At 63.6% G+C, this 16,673-nt stretch carries 13 protein-coding genes and 2 pseudogenes; 8 read left to right on the top strand and 7 right to left on the bottom strand.

What is annotated here, in order from left to right:
* Positions 1-25 precede the first annotated feature (25 nt).
* The 3 genes and pseudogenes from ACLI1P_RS12760 to ACLI1P_RS12750 all read right to left on the bottom strand — a co-directional run.
* A complete protein-coding gene (locus ACLI1P_RS12760; protein WP_411709064.1) occupies positions 26-1,309 on the bottom strand; it encodes a hypothetical protein in 1,284 nt (427 codons plus the stop codon).
* A gap of 27 nt (positions 1,310-1,336) precedes the next feature.
* Positions 1,337-3,037, bottom strand: a complete 1,701-nt coding sequence (locus tag ACLI1P_RS12755) for an FAD-binding dehydrogenase (protein WP_411709063.1) — start codon at positions 3,035-3,037, stop codon at positions 1,337-1,339.
* A 78-nt stretch (positions 3,038-3,115) separates the two neighbouring features.
* Positions 3,116-3,301 (bottom strand): annotated as a pseudogene (locus ACLI1P_RS12750) (hypothetical protein); the annotation flags it as partial.
* Here ACLI1P_RS12750 and ACLI1P_RS12745 point away from each other — a divergent pair.
* The 7 genes and pseudogenes from ACLI1P_RS12745 to ACLI1P_RS12715 all read left to right on the top strand — a co-directional run bounded on the left by ACLI1P_RS12745 (position 3,296) and on the right by ACLI1P_RS12715 (position 11,655).
* A pseudogene (locus ACLI1P_RS12745) lies at positions 3,296-3,586 on the top strand (PaaI family thioesterase). The pseudogenes ACLI1P_RS12750 and ACLI1P_RS12745 sit on opposite strands and share 6 nt — an antisense overlap.
* Positions 3,587-3,864: 278 nt before the next feature.
* On the top strand, positions 3,865-3,960 hold the full coding sequence (gene kdpF, locus ACLI1P_RS12740; RefSeq protein WP_039672809.1) for a K(+)-transporting ATPase subunit F: 96 nt from the start codon (positions 3,865-3,867) through the stop codon (positions 3,958-3,960).
* Complete coding sequence (gene kdpA, locus ACLI1P_RS12735) at positions 3,960-5,672, top strand: potassium-transporting ATPase subunit KdpA (protein WP_411709727.1); 1,713 nt, start codon at positions 3,960-3,962, stop codon at positions 5,670-5,672. Before kdpF ends, kdpA begins: the two co-directional genes overlap by 1 nt.
* Entirely contained in the window at positions 5,669-7,750 is a 2,082-nt protein-coding gene (gene kdpB / locus ACLI1P_RS12730; RefSeq protein ID WP_411709062.1) for a potassium-transporting ATPase subunit KdpB, read from the top strand. Before kdpA ends, kdpB begins: the two co-directional genes overlap by 4 nt.
* A gap of 18 nt (positions 7,751-7,768) precedes the next feature.
* Positions 7,769-8,320: a potassium-transporting ATPase subunit C gene (locus ACLI1P_RS12725; RefSeq protein ID WP_411709061.1), complete on the top strand. Its 552-nt coding sequence runs from the start codon at positions 7,769-7,771 to the stop codon at positions 8,318-8,320.
* 33 nt (positions 8,321-8,353) lie between these two features.
* Positions 8,354-10,951, top strand: coding sequence for an ATP-binding protein (locus tag ACLI1P_RS12720; protein ID WP_411709060.1), 2,598 nt, complete (start codon positions 8,354-8,356; stop codon positions 10,949-10,951).
* Entirely contained in the window at positions 10,948-11,655 is a 708-nt protein-coding gene (locus tag ACLI1P_RS12715) for a response regulator (RefSeq protein ID WP_296133962.1), read from the top strand. Before ACLI1P_RS12720 ends, ACLI1P_RS12715 begins: the two co-directional genes overlap by 4 nt.
* Before the next feature lie 533 nt (positions 11,656-12,188).
* Here the strand turns inward: ACLI1P_RS12715 and ACLI1P_RS12710 are convergent.
* The gene (locus tag ACLI1P_RS12710; RefSeq protein WP_408929785.1) at positions 12,189-13,154 is read right to left on the bottom strand and encodes an acryloyl-CoA reductase; all 966 of its coding nucleotides are present in this window, start codon (positions 13,152-13,154) and stop codon (positions 12,189-12,191) included.
* Between the two features lie 87 nt (positions 13,155-13,241).
* Here ACLI1P_RS12710 and ACLI1P_RS12705 point away from each other — a divergent pair, with 87 nt between their 5' ends.
* Positions 13,242-13,793: a VanZ family protein gene (locus ACLI1P_RS12705; protein WP_408929784.1), complete on the top strand. Its 552-nt coding sequence runs from the start codon at positions 13,242-13,244 to the stop codon at positions 13,791-13,793.
* 1 nt (position 13,794) lies between these two features.
* On the opposite strand, the gene ACLI1P_RS12700 is transcribed toward ACLI1P_RS12705, so the two are convergent.
* The 3 genes from ACLI1P_RS12700 to ACLI1P_RS12690 are packed head-to-tail and all read right to left on the bottom strand — an operon-like array spanning position 13,795 to position 16,604.
* Complete coding sequence (locus ACLI1P_RS12700; RefSeq protein ID WP_411709059.1) at positions 13,795-14,811, bottom strand: NAD(P)-binding domain-containing protein; 1,017 nt, start codon at positions 14,809-14,811, stop codon at positions 13,795-13,797.
* 6 nt (positions 14,812-14,817) lie between these two features.
* Entirely contained in the window at positions 14,818-15,435 is a 618-nt protein-coding gene (locus ACLI1P_RS12695) for a response regulator (protein ID WP_411709058.1), read from the bottom strand.
* Between the two features lie 11 nt (positions 15,436-15,446).
* The gene (locus ACLI1P_RS12690) at positions 15,447-16,604 is read right to left on the bottom strand and encodes a sensor histidine kinase (protein WP_411709726.1); all 1,158 of its coding nucleotides are present in this window, start codon (positions 16,602-16,604) and stop codon (positions 15,447-15,449) included.
* Between the last annotated feature and the right edge of the window lie 69 nt (positions 16,605-16,673).

Raw genomic sequence — 16,673 nt, 5'->3', positions numbered from 1 at the left:
CCGATATTGGGGCCGCGGCGTGGAGCTAGTCCAGCTCTTGGTTCAGCTCCTCGCGCACCTTGGTGATGATCGCGCCGAGGAAGCCCTCGCACCCATCGGTGATGATGGGGAATGTGGAGTCATCCTCAATAACGCCCAGTGTGAACAGCAGGTCGCGGGTGATGGCGTGCGTGTAGTCGTATTCCGGGTTGAACTCCCACTCGCCGCGCAATAGGTGGACCAGCTCGAAGGAGAGTTGAGGAATGCCCTCCGGTTCGGCGTAGGCATAGGGGATGTTGTTCAGGACGACCTGCGTTGCCCAGAGCGGATCGCTCATGGCCTTGCGGCCATACTTGGTGAGCTTGATATCCGTCGTTGTGGTCTTGATCCAATCCAAGTCCGTCAAGAAACCCCGCAAGTTCAGCAGCGGCTGGTGGTAGTCTTCGCGCTTGACCTCATCAAAATCATTGGGGCTATTCAGCCCCTCCTTGAGGCGCGCGACGGCTGACTGCTTGAGGTAGCCGGCCCCGGTCAGGCGTGGGAATTCCTCGATGACCTCCAGGTATTCGCGTATGCGCTGGCCTACGTGGGCGGCGATGGCGTCGTCAAGCGTGGGCAATGCGTACTCCGGCGCCAGCTCCGGGTAGGTTGCGTGGATCTCCGCGCGCCACTCCTCCAGTATCGACGTCGTGGGCGTGCCCAACTGCTCCAGCTCATCGTGGAAGGGATCCAGCGGCAAATCCCCGGGCAATGCGGGCTTCGTGCCGCCTTCCAGGTTGGCTGCCTCGGTGCCCATCGTGGCCAGGCGTTGTGCCACGGCCGGCGGGTAGAAGGTGGTGAGGCGCTGGTGGATTTGATCCAGGGTGTAGTTGGGAAAGTGCGCGAAGATGTGCTCCATGCTGTGCGCGGGCACGGCCATGTAGGCCATGGTGGCCTGGACGTCCACCACCACCTTGAACATCTCCTCGGCGCTTCCTAGCGCGCTGACCAGGTCAGGGCCCTCGCCGGCGATGAGGGCAGGCAGCCCCATGACCACGCGGGAGGTATCGGCGATGCTCAGCACGATGTTCCACGCGCCGTCCGAGGGGTGATACTGTGCGCCCTCGTGAAAGGTCTCGAAGAAGTCCTCGTCGATGATGGCCAGGACGTCGATGGGCTCGTCGCCGCCGGCCTCCACGAGGATTCCCGGCGCCGAGGGCTCGAGGCCCAGGGCGGCGTGGACGATGATCATCATCTCCCCCACCGTGAGCTCCGCTGGCGCGGCGACGAAGCGGGACGTGGTGAAGAAGGGATTTTTCACGTCGACACGGACGTTCCTGGCTAGGTTCATAGTCACCGACAGTATTAGAAAAGCCTGCTACGCGCGCGCCAGCGCCTCGCCGATACGCTTTCCGGAGTGGATGCAGCCGCCCAGGAAGGTTCCCTCCAGCGCGTTCTTGCCGTGCATTCCGCCGCCGCCGAATCCGGAGGCCTCGCCGCAGGCATAGAGGCCCGGAAGAACCGTGCCATCGGGGTTGAGGCACTGGCCATCCAGGTTGGTCTCCAAACCGCCGAGCGTCTTGCGGGTGAGGAACTTCAGGCGCACCGCGATAAGCGGGCCTTTGGATTCATCGAGGATGCGGTGCGGGGGAGCCACGCGGATGAGCTTGTCGCCTAAGAATCCGCGGGCTACGCGAATGTAGTTGACTTGGGCGTCCTTGCTAAAGGGGTTATCCAGCTGCGAATCCCGATCCTCTAGGACTCTCCTAAGGTGGGCAACATCTATGGTAGGGGAGCCCTCTGGTGAAATGCGGTTCATTCCGGCGACCAGATCCTCCAGGTTGTCTTCGACGACCCAGTCGATTCCGTTCTCCATGAAGGCTTTGACGGCAACGTGTGTGCCGGGGCCTAGTTTGCCGGCGAGCTTCTTGAACTTCTTGTCGGTGAGGTCTGGGTTCTGTTCGGAGCCGGAGAAGATGAACTCCTTGTCCACGATGGTCTGGTTGAGCACGAACCAGGAATAGCCGTGACCGGTCTGGCCAATGTGGGCGAGTGCGGCCAGGTTATCGGTGCCGGGGAAGAGGTTGGTGGGCAGACGGTTGCCTTCCGCGTCGAGCCAGATCGCGGAAGGCCCAGGGATGATGCGTATGCCGTGGCCAGGCCAGATGGGATCCCAGTTGGTCATTCCTTCCGTGTAGGCCCACATGCGGTCGGTATTGACAACGGAGGCGCCAGCCTGCTGGGCGATGTCTATGCCGCGGCCGTCGACGTGTGCGGGGACACCCGTGACCAGTTCTTTCGGGCACTCACCCCAGCGCTCAGTCGGCCACATGCGGCGCACCTTGTCCACGTTGCCGCCGATACCGCCGGTGGCGATGACGACAGCGGAGCCGCGCAGTTCGAAGTGCTTGACCACATCCCTCGAGCTCGCCTCACCACGCGGCTGGTTGGTGGGGGAGAGGACGCTGCCGCGCACGCCGACCACGCGCGGGTTGCCCATCTCGTCGTTCTCAACGACGAGCTCGTCCACGCGGTGGCGGAAGTGGAATTCTACCTGGCCTTTTTCTTCTGCTTTAAGGAGTGGTTCGCGGAAGACGCGCACTACCTCTGGACCCGTGCCCCACGTGAGGTGGAAGCGCGGGACGGAGTTGCCGTGGCCGGAGGCATCGCCCGAACCGCGCTCGGCCCAGCCGATGGTGGGCAAGACGTTGAGGCCTAGGCCTTTGAGGTAGGAGCGCTTTTCATTGGCGGCGAAGCGCACGTATTCGCGGCCCCATTTCTCACCCCAAAAGTCGTGACGGTCCTCCTCGGTCACTGGGTCATAGTCGGCGGAGTTGGCCCAGTCGCGCCAGGCCAACTTTTCGGAGTCCTTGACTCGCATCATCTTCTGCTCGGGGGAGTCGACATAAAACAGCCCGCCGAGTGACCAAAAAGCCTGCCCGCCGAGGTTGTTGCGGTTCTCTTGCTCGAGGAAGATGACGTGCTTGCCGCCCTTGAGGGCCTCGTAGCCGGCGACCATGCCGGCGAGGCCGGTGCCGACGATGATGATGGAATTCTCAGTCGACGTATTTTTTTTCATGACAGTAATGATAAAAGAAACTGGCCTCAATTGAGTGGCTTGGCTCGCATATCATCGTCTCTGCGCCGAGGAAATGGATTAGGCATAGGTGGTGTTCACCTTCTCCACGAGGGTCAGGATGTCGTAGGTCGCCACAATCTCATCCTCTTGGTTATAGAGCACGGCATCCCAGCAGACTTCGCCGTAACCATGGGTGGCGCGCGGGGTGATGCGCTTAGCGGTGAGCTCTACGCGGATGGAATCGTCATAGGTCACGGCATGGACGCAGAGGTATGGAAGATTCAGTTGCGCGAGCTGGATAAGAAGATGGGTGTCGAAATCCTCGAAGAGTCGGCCCAGCTCGTGGTGGCCACTATGCCGGTTGAGTGAAATACCCAGTCCTTCGGTCTGCTCCAGGGCGGAGCTATGGCGTGCCTAGCTGAGGCCGCCATCAAGTTGGGTAAGACGCTGTGCTCCCACGAGAACCTCATTACAGATGAGGAGGGGAGAAGACTGTGCACCGCTCGGATTACGAATGCGCTGGTATCCCCGAGAACGGGAGGGGAGTAAAAAGGGGGCCGTAAAAGAAGTGTAAAAATCGGGGTCAAGGGGTGTAAAGATGCTGCAAAGAAGCGATAGGGCCGGGGGAGAACGGGCCTAACGTCAATGCTCGGCAGGTGCTTTAGTCACCGGCGCTCGGTGCTCATTCGCACCGGGCACAACCTTGTATTGCTTTCACCCAAGGGGGTCTCTCCCACATGTTGGACATTCTGGTCATCGTGATCGTGGTCCTGACATTTAGCGCTCCCTCCGCCATCAACGAGTTTATGGACGGAGATGCCTAAATCATGAACACCATCACTGCGGTCATCGGGCTCATCATTGTTGTAGCGCTCGTGGCCTACCTCATCATTTCCCTTATTGACCCGGAGCGTTTCGCATGATCGCCAGCATCGCGGCAGTGGCGCCGCAATACCTTGCCCTCTGTGTACTCCTCGGTGCAGCGTACGTGCCGCTCGGCAACTGGATGGCCCGCGCCTATAGCTCCGACAAAGACTGGGCCGTAGAGCGCCTCGTGTACAGAATCCTCCGGGTTGACCCCAACCGGGGCCATAACGCCAAGAATTACACGCGTGCGCTGCTGGGATTCAGCCTGGCCTCCGTGCTGGTTCTCTATGCGGTGCAACGCCTCCAAGCCGTCCTGCCCAGCTTTGGCAATGCCCGGGAGGAGGCGGTGGAGCCGTGGATGGCATTCAACACTGCGGCCTCCTTTACCTCCAACACCAACTGGCAGTCCTACTCCGGCGAAGACACCCTGACCAACGCCTCCCAGATGCTGGGCCTGACCGTGCAAAACTTTGCCTCGGCAGCCGTGGGTATGTGTGTTGCCGTCGCCCTCATTCGCGGTATCGGCCACCTAGGTTATAGCCGTGACACGCTGGCCACTGAGAGCGGTCAGCACCTTATCGGCAACTTTTGGGTAGACCTCACCCGTGGTCTCGTCCGCATTCTGCTTCCCCTGTCACTCATCATCTCCACCGTGCTCATCCTCGGTGGCACCATGCAGACCTTTGGCTCCAACCTGGTGACCGCCTCGGGCGTGGACATTTCGCGTGCGCCCGTGGCCAGCCAGGAAGCCATCAAGCTGCTGGGAACCAACGGCGGTGGCATCTTTGGCGCTAACTCTGCGCACCCCTTTGAAAACCCCACCGGTTTCACCAACCTGGTGGAAATCTTCTCCCTCCTGGTCATCTCCTTCTGCTTCATCCGTGTCTACGGCGTGATGCTGAATTCTCAGAAGCATGCGTGGACGCTTCTGGGCGTGGCCGGTGGCCTCTGGACACTCATGGTGGTCCTGGTCACCTGGGCCCAGCACACCCTCGTCGGCGGTGCGGCACACGCAGCCGGGGCCAACATGGAGGGCATCGAACAGCGCTTCGGCATTGATGCCTCCGCGTTGTTTGCAGTCTCCACGACGGGCACTTCGACGGGTGCGGTGGACTCCATGCACGATAGCTATTCCCCGCTCGGTGGTGGCTTGCTCATCCTCAACATGTTGTTGGGTGAAATCGCGCCGGGCGGTGTGGGCACCGGCCTGTATGGCCTGCTCATTGTAGCCATCCTGGCCGTCTTTATCGGCGGCCTACTGGTGGGGCGTACCCCGGAATTCATGGGCAACAAGATCGGCCGCAAGGAAATCTCCGCGGTCAGCCTGTACATCCTCACCATGCCCGTCTTGGTCCTCGTGGGCGTCGGCGCCTCGGTGGCCCAACGCAAGTTGGTAGAACTCTCGGCGACGAACTTTGGCGCGCCGGGTACCGCGGACAATGCGCACGGGCTTTCCGAGGTCCTCTATGCGTTCACCTCCGCTGCTAACAACAATGGCTCCGCTTTCGCCGGCCTGACGGTTACTGAGCCCTGGTGGCAGATCACCTTGGGTCTAGCCATGCTGTTGGGCCGCTTCCTGCCCATCGTCTTTGCCCTGTACCTCGCCGGCAGCCTGGCAGGGCAGAAGCGCCAGGCCACCACGGCTGGCAGCTTGCCGACGTCCGGCGTGACCTTCGCACTCCTCACCATCGGCGTGATCCTGCTGGTCGCCGCACTAACCTTCTTCCCCGTTCTCACCCTGGGTCCCATTTCGGAGGCACTATCATGACAACCCCAACCATGACCACAGAGCCGAATTCTGAGCCGGACAAGGCTCCTCGCCGCGCGGCTTCTGAGAAAAACAACGGCCTCGCCGCCGCGGCACTCAAGTCCCTGCCGGGCAAGATGTCCCCCCTTTCCCAGGCCCGAAATCCCGTGATGTTTGTGGTGTGGGTCGGCGCCGCGCTCACCACCGTGTGGTCCATCATCAACCCCAGTTTCTATGGGTGGGTTGTGACGGTGTGGCTGTGGTTCACTATTGCCTTCGCGGCCTTTGCTGAGGCCTACGCCGAAGGTCGCGGAAAGGCTCAGGCGGATAGCCTTCGCTCCGTGCGCGACGATGCAACTGCCAACCTCCTGACGGACTCTGGTATTGAGGTGATTCCGGCTTCCGAGCTAACCAAGGGCGCTATCGTGCGCGTCGAGGCAGGTGAGACCATCCCGGGCGACGGTGACGTCATCGAAGGCGCCGCGACTGTGGATGAATCCGCCATCACCGGTGAGTCGGCCCCGGTTGTCCGCGAGGCCGGCGGTGACCGCTGCGCCGTGACCGGCGGCACCGTGGTGCTGTCTGACTGCATCACGGTGAAGATCACCTCGGAGCCGGGTTCCACCTTTGTAGACACCATGATTGCCCTGGTGGAGGGCGCTGAGCGCCGCAAGACCCCGAATGAGATTGCGCTGAGCATTCTGCTGTCGACGCTGACCATTCTCTTCCTTGTGGCGGTAACCGCATTGGCACCGATGGGCTTATTTACCGGCGCCGAACTCTCCCCGCTCTCCCTCGTGGCGCTGTTGGTGTGCCTTATCCCCACTACAATCGCGGCCTTGCTGTCCGCCGTGGGTATTGCTGGAATGAACCGACTGGTTCGCCACAACGTGTTGGCCACCTCAGGCCGCGCGGTGGAGGCTGCCGGTGACGTGGCTACCCTGCTCCTCGATAAGACCGGCACCATCACCTACGGCAACCGCCAGGCCACCGGCCTGATTGTGGCACAGGGCAGTGATGAGCACGAGGCGGCCGAGGTTGCACGCGTGGCCTCCATAGCGGATGAAACACCGGAGGGACGCTCCATCGTGGCGTGGCTGACGGAGCACTACGGGCTCAGCGGTGGGGGCGATGACGAAGCCCGAACCGCTGAGGTGATCCCCTTTAGCGCCGCGACCCGCATGTCCGGTCTGGATTTAGCCAGCCGCAAGCTTCGTAAAGGCGCTGGTGACGCCGTGCGCGCGTGGGTTACCGAGGCCGGCGGCCACTGGCCGGAGGAGATTGAGAACGCGGTGACCCAGATTGCCCAAGCCGGCGGTACACCACTGCCGGTTGCGGTCGAAGAAGCCGACGGTAGCCGTAAGGTTATTGCGGTGGTGCAGCTGAGTGACGTCGTCAAGCCCGGCATGGCCGAGCGCTTCGCCGAGCTGCGCCAGATGGGGATCAAAACCATCATGGTCACCGGTGACAACCCTCTGACTGCCGCCGCTATTGCCAAGGAGGCCGGCGTTGATGATTACATCGCCGAGGCCACCCCGGAGGACAAGCTTGCCTGCATTCGCGAAGAGCAGGCGCAGGGCCGCATGGTGGCCATGACCGGCGACGGAACCAATGATGCCCCCGCGCTGGCCCAGGCAGATGTTGGCGTGGCCATGAACACCGGTACCTCCGCGGCTAAGGAAGCCGCCAACATGGTGGACCTCGATTCCGACCCGACCAAGCTCATCGACATCGTGCGCATTGGCAAGCAGCTACTCATTACCCGCGGCGCGTTGACCACCTTCTCCCTGGCCAACGACCTGGCCAAATACTTCGCCATCCTGCCGGCGCTGTTCTCGGCGCAGTTGCCGCACCTTGAGCGCCTCAACGTTATGCACCTGCATTCCCCGCAGTCAGCTATCGTCTCCGCCGTTGTCTTCAACGCACTCATCATCGTTGCCCTGATTCCGCTGGCCCTCAAGGGCGTGGCGTACAAGCCTGCCTCCGCGTCGTCCCTCCTGCGCCGCAACCTCGGCATCTGGGGATTGGGCGGCGTCATTACCCCATTCATCGGCATCTGGCTCATTGACCAGGTTGTCTCCCTCCTCCCAGGTCTTTAAGAAGTAAAGGACAGTTCAATGCGTGTCTACATGCGTAACCTCATCGCCGGATTCGTCGCTGTGTTCTTGTGCGTCGTTGCACTCGGCATGGCCTATCCGGCGGCCGTCTGGGCGATTTCTCGCATCACACCGGATTCCGCCGACGGCAACCTTATTTACCAGGGCGAGTGCCTCGTGGGCTCCAGCCAGATTCAGGATGGGCTCACGGATGGGCCGTACTTCTTCCCTCGTGCGGAAGGCATGAGCAACTACGGCACGAGCAGTTCCGAGCTGGAGAAGTCCATCACGGAACGTCGAGAGAGCATTGCCCAGCGGGAGGGCGTGAGCCCGGAGGAGGTACCGGCCGATGCCCTCACCGGCTCCGGCTCCGGCGTGGATTCCGGCATCAGTCCCGAATACGCGGCGCTGCAGGCCCCGCGCGTGGCCCGCGAACAGGGCCTGAGCGTGGAAGAAGTAGAACAACTCATCGCGGATAACACTGAGCACGCCAGCCTTGGATTCTTGGGCGAAGATGCGGTCAATGTGACGACACTCAACATGTCGCTGCCCACGCCGACGCCGTGTGCATAAAGATGAGTTCATACGAGCACTTAAGATGAAGCAATGATGACCGAAGCAAGCGCACCCGCCCCGCGGCGCAAACGCGGTACCTTGAAGATTCTCCTGGGTGCCGCGCCCGGCGCGGGCAAAACCTGCGCCATGCTCAATGAGGCGCACACGCTAAGAGACCACGGGCGCGACGTTGTAGTGGGCATCGTGGAAGACCACGGGCGCGCCTACACGAAGGCTCTGTGCGAGGGCCTTGAGGTTATTCCCCGGCGGACCGTCGAAGGGCTGTCCGCGGGTGAAATGGATACTGCGGCTGTCATCGACAGGCACCCGGACATTGCGCTTGTCGACGAATTCGCGCACTCCAACCCCCGCGATGAGGAGCACAAGAAGCGGTGGGAAGACGTTGAAGAGATTCTGGATTCCGGAATCGACGTGATATCAACGTTGAATATCCAGCACGTAGAGAGCCTTAATGACGTCATCAAGCAGATTACAGGCATTGCGCCGCAGGAAACAGTGCCGGATGAGGTGGTGCGGGCCGCAGATGAGATTGAGCTTGTCGACGTTTCCCCGCAGCTGTTGCGAACCCGTCTGAGGGACGGGCAGGTCTACCGGGAGGCCCGTATCGAACCGGCCCTGAGCAATTATTTTCGTGTGGGAAACCTCACCGCGCTGCGTGAGCTGGCCTTGCTGTGGTTGGCAGACCAAGTCGACGAGGCGCTCATTACCTACCGCTCTGACCAGAAAATTACAGAGACGTGGGAGGCGCGCGAGCGCGTCGTGGTGGCTATCCAGAACGTGGCGCATGCGGAAACCCTCATTCGCCGCGGGCGCCGCATCGCGACGAAATCCTCGGCGGAGCTGCACGTGGTGCACGTGGTCTTTGGTGATTCTTTTGCCTCGGGTACGTCCTCTGTAGCGGGATCCGCGCGACAGCTGGCGAGGTTGCAGACCTTGGCCAACGACGTGGGCGCGCGCTTGCATCAGGTCACGGGTGATTCGGTCCCGGAGGCACTGCTTAACTTTGCGCGCAGTGTCAACGCCACCCAGTTGGTTCTTGGGGTTTCTCCCCGCCGGCGGTGGGGCGTGCACTGGCATGGCACCGTGGCTGAGGCGGTATTGCGGGAGTCGGGCACGATCGACTGCCACATCATCAACCTGCCGCCGGACAAACCCCTTCCTTTAACACGCCTGCTGCACCCGTTCCGGCCATTCCCACAACGTGCCATCGCCTGGCTCGGCTCAGTTGTGGGTTTTGTGGGGCTGACAGCGCTGCTCGTCGCGATTGATGGTGCAGAGCTGGGAACTGGCACGTGTTCGGCGTTTTACTTCGCTCTCATCCTGCTGGTCAGCCTCGTCGCGGGGCTGTGGCCCGCGGTGGCGGTGGCAATAGCCTCAGGCTTGGCGGTGAATTGGTATTTTACTGAGCCGCTGTACACCTTCGATATTGCGGAGCCTGCCAATGCTGTCATCGTCGTGGTCATGGTGGCCATCGCCTTGGCCGTGGGCATGCTGGTGCGCCGGGCAAAAATCGATCGCACCAACGCGGCCGTCGCCGCGCGCGATGCAGAGCTGCTCACGGTGTTTTCTCGTGCTGCGCTGAACCGCCGCGCGGACGTCTCACCGAAGGATGTTGTCATGCGCAAGGTAGGGGAGGCCTTTGGCTGCCACACGGCCGTGTTGCTCGATGCTGAAGGAGATAGCCTCGCGACGTGGCGCGCGCCTGTCGCCGAGCGCACGTCCACGCACGTGCGCATTCCGGCGAAACCACGGACTCAGCAGTGGGTAGAAACGGTAGTGGCCAGTGAAGATAGGACGGTGCAGCTGCGGATGGAAGGGCCCGCCCTGTCTGCTCGCGATCGCGGGCTCGTCACCGTGGTCACGGGGTATCTCGCGGGTATCGTTCGCCGCGAGCGCCTCGCCGCTGAAGCCGCCCGGGCAGACGCCATCGCCGCTGCGGATGAGCTGCGCCGCGCGCTCCTGTCCAGTGTGAGCCATGATTTGCGCACCCCGCTGGCGACAGCCAAGTTGGCGGTATCATCGCTGCGCAATGCCGACATTGAGTTCAGCGCCCAGGACCGGGAGATGCTCTTGGCAGAGACTGCTGCGAGTATCGAAGAGCTGACCGGGCTGGTGACCAACCTGTTGGACTATTCGCGGCTCACGGCCGGAGCTATCACGGCGCGCCGGGAGACGGTACAGGTGGAAGAGGTGGCCAACCGCGCCATTGCCTCGTGCGCCTTCGGACACACCCGTGAAGAAATCCGCCGTATTCAGTTGGCGCCCAACCTGCGCGGGGTGACCTGCTGTGCGGATGCCACGCTCTTGGAGCGCGTGTTGGCTAACCTCTTCGACAACGCCCTGCGGTATGCGCCGACGGGGGAGGTGATGCTGAGCGCCCGGGTCGTGGAGGAGCGCGTGGAGCTCAGCGTCACGGACGAAGGGCCGGGTATTCCGCCCGAAAAGCAGGAGGAGTTGTTCACGGCCTTCCAGCGTTTGGGGGATACGAGCAACGAGAACGGCGTCGGGCTCGGGTTGTCCGTCGTGCGGGGGTTTGTGGAGGCCATGAGCGGTAGTATCGAGGTCGATACCACTCCCGGCGCAACGTTTACGCTGAGTTTCCCAGCTGCGGGAGGAGAACATACATGACGAGCAAGAAAACCAGCATTGTCATCATTGATGATGACCCGCGCCTGCTCAACGCCCTGAGCATTAACTTCAAGGCGCGCGGCTACGAGGTACATCCCGCCACGACCGGCGCCCAAGGCCTGCAGGCGGTGTCGCAGACACAGCCCGATGTCGTCATTCTTGACATGGGTTTGCCAGACATGGATGGCTCCACGGTGCTCGAAGGTATCCGGGGATGGTCCGCGGTTCCGGTGATCATCCTGACGGCACGCTCCGATCCGCTCTTTAGCGCCGCGGCTTTGGACAGGGGCGCGGATGACTACGTGACAAAGCCCTTCTCCATGGAAGAACTACTCGCGCGCGTGCGGGTGGCACTGCGCCACGGTAATCCACAGCAGTTTGCCCAGCGCTCAGAGGTCACCGTCGTGCAGGCAGGCGACGTGGTCATTGACGTGCCTCGCCATTCCATCACGAAAAGCGGCGAACCGCTGCACTTGACGCCCACTGAATGGGGGCTGCTCACGACCTTGCTGCGGGCTCGTGGTGGCTTGGTGCGCAAGGAAGACTTGCTCGCCGAAATTTGGGGGCCAGGCTTTGAGGGCCAGAGCCACTACTTGCGCATCTACACCTCTCAACTGCGCCGCAAGCTGGAGGATGACCCGGCCCACCCGGCCTTCTTATTAACGGAGCCCGGTTTAGGCTACCGCTTCGTGGTCCCGGAGTAGGGCGGGCCGGGGTGCGGCTTACTCGGAGTAGTCGTAGATCACGTTGGACATCATGGATAAGTTCACCAACAACCTGGGTATCGTCTTTGGCTCCATCTGCGCACTGGTGGTCGTGGGCTGGATTACCGGCCGCCGCAACGAGATCCAGTAGCACCTCAATGCAGTCTCTCACCTTAAGGTCAGCGGATTCTGGCAGGTCCTGACCTTCATCGCTACCCCGCTATTGCTGATCTACTTCCTTGTCAATGAGATCATCACTATCGCGAGGGAAGGATACGAGGGATACTCCTCCATCCAGATTGGGCTCTTCGGGTGGGCCGTGTTGGGCATCATCCTGCTGGTACCCCGAACCGGCTTGCTGCAGGTCAGACGGCAGACACCGCCACCGAAAGCGCAGGCCACAATGCTGTGCCTGTGTCGGGCCAGAAATAACCACTACTAAGAAAGGGCAACGACAATGACACTTCGGGTGAGCTGGGCTCCGCCCCCGGCACGGGTGACGAAGCCCTGTCGCACCGCGTTCACTAGCGCAATTAAATCTCCACCACCGTGCGGCCGTGGCGGGTGCCGGCCCGCAGCTCGCGGGCAGCATCCGCGACCTCGGCCAGCGGCACCGTCTCCGTGATGGAGTGCAGCAGTTCGAGGTCCAAGTGTTCGTCGAGAAGCTGCCAGGCGGCCTCACGCACCGCACGCGGCGCGTCGACGGAGTTGCCGCCAGCCAGCACGATGCCGCGCAGGATGAAGGGGAGCACCGAGGCGGGCAGATCCGGGCCTGCAGCCATGCCGGTGGCGGCAACCACGCCGCCCCAGCGCACCTGCGCCAGAACGTTGGCCAGGACGGTGGAACCGGCGGTGTCCACGGCGCCGTCGTACAGCGCCTTCTGCAGCGGACGGCCGGTCTCGGAGAGCGCTGCGCGGTCGAGGACGTGGTCCGCCCCCAGCGTGGTGAGGTACTCCGATTGGGACTCCACGCGGCCGGTCACCGCGGTGACCTCGTAGCCGGCGGACTTGAGCAGCTGCACGGCGATGGAGCCCACGCCGCCCGTGGCGCCGGTGACCAGGATGTGGCCCTCCGTGGTGCCGTGGGTGCGCAGCTGGTTCACGCAGATGGCCGCAGTGTAGCCGGCGGTGCCGATAGCGGCGGCGTCGAACGCGGTAAAGCGCTCCGGAACCGGGATGGTGGCCTCACCGTTGACGCGCTGCTGGGTGGTGTAGCCGCCGTGGCGGAATTCCCCCAGGCCGTCGCCAAAAGCGGCGACGAGCTGGCCGGGGGAGAGGCGCTCATCCGTGGACTCTGCCACCGTTCCCACGACGTCGATGCCAGGAACCAGCGGGTCGATGCGCATCACACCCTTGTCGCCCTCCAGGGCCATCGCGTCCTTGTAATTGAGGGAAGAGTGCTGGACGTTGACCAGCGTGTCTCCCTCCGCCAGGACTGGTTCGTCCTGGAAGGAGTGGGAAACGCCGGATTCGGTACGGGTGACAATCAGTGTGCTCATGGCCACCATGGTACCGACAATGTGATGCAGCGTTTTGCCAGCGAACGCCCCTGGCACCACCCAGAAACCGCCGATACTGTCAGAGCCATGACCACGACACTTACACGCCCGCACAACCGCCTGGCCCCGGCGGCGCCGCAAGAGCACACGCTTCGCGACGCCCTCCTGGTCACCGCGCTGGCGCTACCCACCGTGGTGCTGGCCACGCTGGGCAAGCCCTTTATGCACATCCCGGGCGTGGTCGACGGCACCGCCCACGCGGTGCGCGACGTTAACCTCGTTCCGTTCACCGGTTTCGAGACCGCCTCGGTGTGGTACGGCGGGTGGACCGACATGTTCGGCAACATCGCACTGTTCGTGCCGCTCGCCGCAGCCCTCTGCGTGGCCACGCGCGGCAGGCTGCTGCCGGCGGTGGCCGCCAGCGCGGCGCTGAGCATGGGCATTGAGGCCACGCAGTACGTCTTTGCCCTGGGCTTTAGCGATGTCGACGACCTCATCTACAACACCGTGGGCGCGGTCATCGGCGCGCTGCTGATGCGGCGGCTCAGCCTGGACAAGCGCATGAAGGTGCTCAACCGCCTGGGCTTCGTGCTGGCGGTTGCCGTGGTCGCGCTGGGCGCGGCGGTGTTGCTGACGTGATTTACTGGCCGCGGGAGACCAGCTCAGCCACGCGCCGGGCGGTCTCGCGCGCGAAGGGCGATACGCCCGTAATCGTGGCCGAGCCCGGTCCGGTCCACGAGCCATAGCCCACGGGGAAGAAGCCTTCCACCGTGGGCTTTCCGTCTTTCAACAGGCCGGCGAACGGGCGCAGGGCGGGCCGGAAGCCGGTGGCCCAGATGAGGTCGGTGACTCCATGAAGTTCACTGAGCGACTCAAACATCGGCGAAGCGCGCAGGAGGCCCGCATCACGCGCCCGCAGGACTGGCGGGACCATGACGATATCTCCCAGGTCGGAGACAGGGCCCGGGTCTGGCTCGCCGCGCAGCTGGGCCAGAAGCCGCTGGCGGTTGCGGGTAAAGAGCACGCGACCGTCCACGTCATCCGGCATCCAGCGCGGCGGGTGCGGGGTGTACCATGCCGTGTCCACCCCGGCGAGGGCGAGCTCGGCGGCGATCTGCGCCCCGGAGTTGCCCGCCCCGACCACCGCGCAGCGCCGGTCCGACCGGTCCGCGGAGAGAAATGGAGTAAGACCCGGATAGGTGGCCGTGTGCCACTGGCGGCCGGCAAACGCGCCGGGGTAGTAGGGGATAAAGGGCGCGGTCCACGTGCCGGTGGCGGCTACGACCGTGCGGGCGCGGAACTCACCGTGGGAGGTGGTGAGGTGGAAGAAGGGGGCGGGGGCAAGCACTGCGTCTACGGTGTCTACGGTCACCCCGTGCTGAACCGGCAGGTCGTAGCGCTGCTCGTAGCGGGTGAGATAGTCCACCACGTGGGCGGCCGGCGGGAAGCCCGAGTGGTGCGGCATGGGCCAGCCCGGCAGGGCAGAGGAGGCCGAATCACTAAAGAGGGTCAGGGACTCCCACACGTGCTGCCACGCGCCGCCGGGGGCGGGGTTGGCGTCCAGGATGGTAAAGTCCAGCTTCTTACGGCGCAGGTAATAGCCGGTGGCCAGGCCGGATTGGCCGCCGCCGACGACGATGCAGTCGAAGGTATGCATATCTACTTAAATGAGCTTGCGTTCGCGGGCGGCGGAGACCGCTGCGGTGCGGGTATCGACGCCGAGCTTTTGATAGATGTGAATGAGGTGTGTCTTGACGGTGGCCTCGGAGATGAACAGGCGCTTGGCAATCTGCTTGTTGGACTCGCCCGTGGCCAGGGCCTGGAGCAGCTCGAGTTCGCGGGCAGACAGCGCCGTATCCGGCTGGGTAAGGCGCTCCGCCAGCAGGTTGGCCACCTCCGGCGCGAGGGTCCGCTTGCCCTGCGCGGTATCGAGCACCGCGGTGTGCAGGGCTTCCTCGGGGGCGTCCTTGAGCAGGTAGCCCAAGGCCCCGGCCTCCACCGCGGCAAGGATATCCGCCTGCGTGTCGTACGTGGTCAAGATGAGCACCGGCGGGCCGTCAAGCTCGCGCACGCGCCGGGTAGCGGCGATGCCATCGACGCCGGGCATCTGGATGTCACACACCACAACGTCGATAGCCGGGGCATCCGCATCCGCGAGTTGTTCCACCGCGGAGCCGTCGGAGCCCTCGAGCACCACCTCAATGTCGTGGAACGTGTTGAGGATCGCGCGCAGCCCGGCGCGGACCACGGGGTGGTCATCAATGAGCATGACGGTGACCATCGTTGCCTCCTTCAGTGGTCGTGAGGGGTCTCGGCCGGACGCAGCGGGATGCGCACCGCCAGCGCGGTACCAGCAGGGGAGGATTCTACCTGGACTTCCCCGCCCACGCGGCGAACGCGCTGCTCCAGGCCCGTCAGGCCGAAGCCGCGGGGGCTGTCGATGCCGTCGCCGTCATCGACGACGTCGAGAGTCACCGCGTCCTGGTAGGAAGCAAGGGTGACCACCGCGCGGTCGGCGTGCGCGTGCTTCATCACGTTGGTCAGCCCCTCGCGCGCGCAGCGCAGCAGCACGTGCGTGTACTCGGCAGGCACGTGGGCGCTGCCCAGCAGCTTGAGGTCGAAGCGGGTGCTCACGCCCAGACCGGTGGCTTGGGCCTGCAGCTCGTCCACCAGCGCGCGCAGCCCTTCATCCAGCGTGGAGGTCGGCGCGGCCAGCTCCTTCACAAAGCGGCGGGCCTCCGCCAGGTTGTCCCGCGCCACCTTCTCAATGAGCTCGAGCTGGGCGGTGGTCTCCGCCGGATCCGTGGTGTTCTTGGCGGCGCGGCTGAGCAGCACGATGGAGGAAAGCCCCTGCGCTACGGTGTCGTGGATCTCGCGGGAGAGGCGCTCGCGCTCCTCCAAGCGGCCGGCCTGATGCTCGCTGGCGGCCAGTTCTTCCTGGGTTTCTTGCAGCTGCTTGGCCACAGCCGCGTGGTGCGTCGCCTCCGCCTGGATCTTGCGGGCCGAATGGTAGACCGCCACGGCGAAGCACGTGCCGATGAAGGGACCAATGGCCGCGGCGGCAGTCCAGAACTGGGGGTGCAGCCACGCGGGGATGAAGGCGGCGATGGCCCACAGCACTCCGCTGGCCATAAGGCCCGGCCAGAAGGGCAGGGCGTGCACAAAGACGAAGACCAGCGGGAATTCCAGCCACATGAAGTCCTGGGCGTGGACCATGAGCCCGATCCACAGGATGCACAGCGCCGCGAGCCACAGGGTGGTGGGCACGGGGGATACGCGCCGGCGGGCGGAGTAGGCCGCCAAGGCCGCATAGACCACCGCGAGCGCCACGGAGAGCCCGAGCACGCGGGCATCGAGGCGGCTATCGGCCCAGGCGCGAAGCACGCCGAAGACCAGCAGGAATCCGAACATGACGTGGAGGCCAACGGTCCACAGGCTGGTGCGCATCATCACGACGCACCAGCCTATCGCCTAGGTGGGGGAGCGCGAATCAACCGACTGGTTGACTGGAGGTTCAAC

This window comes from Corynebacterium tardum (genome assembly GCF_046717785.1).
In the GTDB taxonomy this organism is placed as follows: domain Bacteria; phylum Actinomycetota; class Actinomycetes; order Mycobacteriales; family Mycobacteriaceae; genus Corynebacterium.
The sequence above is the reverse complement of the archived record's forward strand: the minus strand, read 5'-3'. Positions and strand labels throughout refer to the sequence as shown.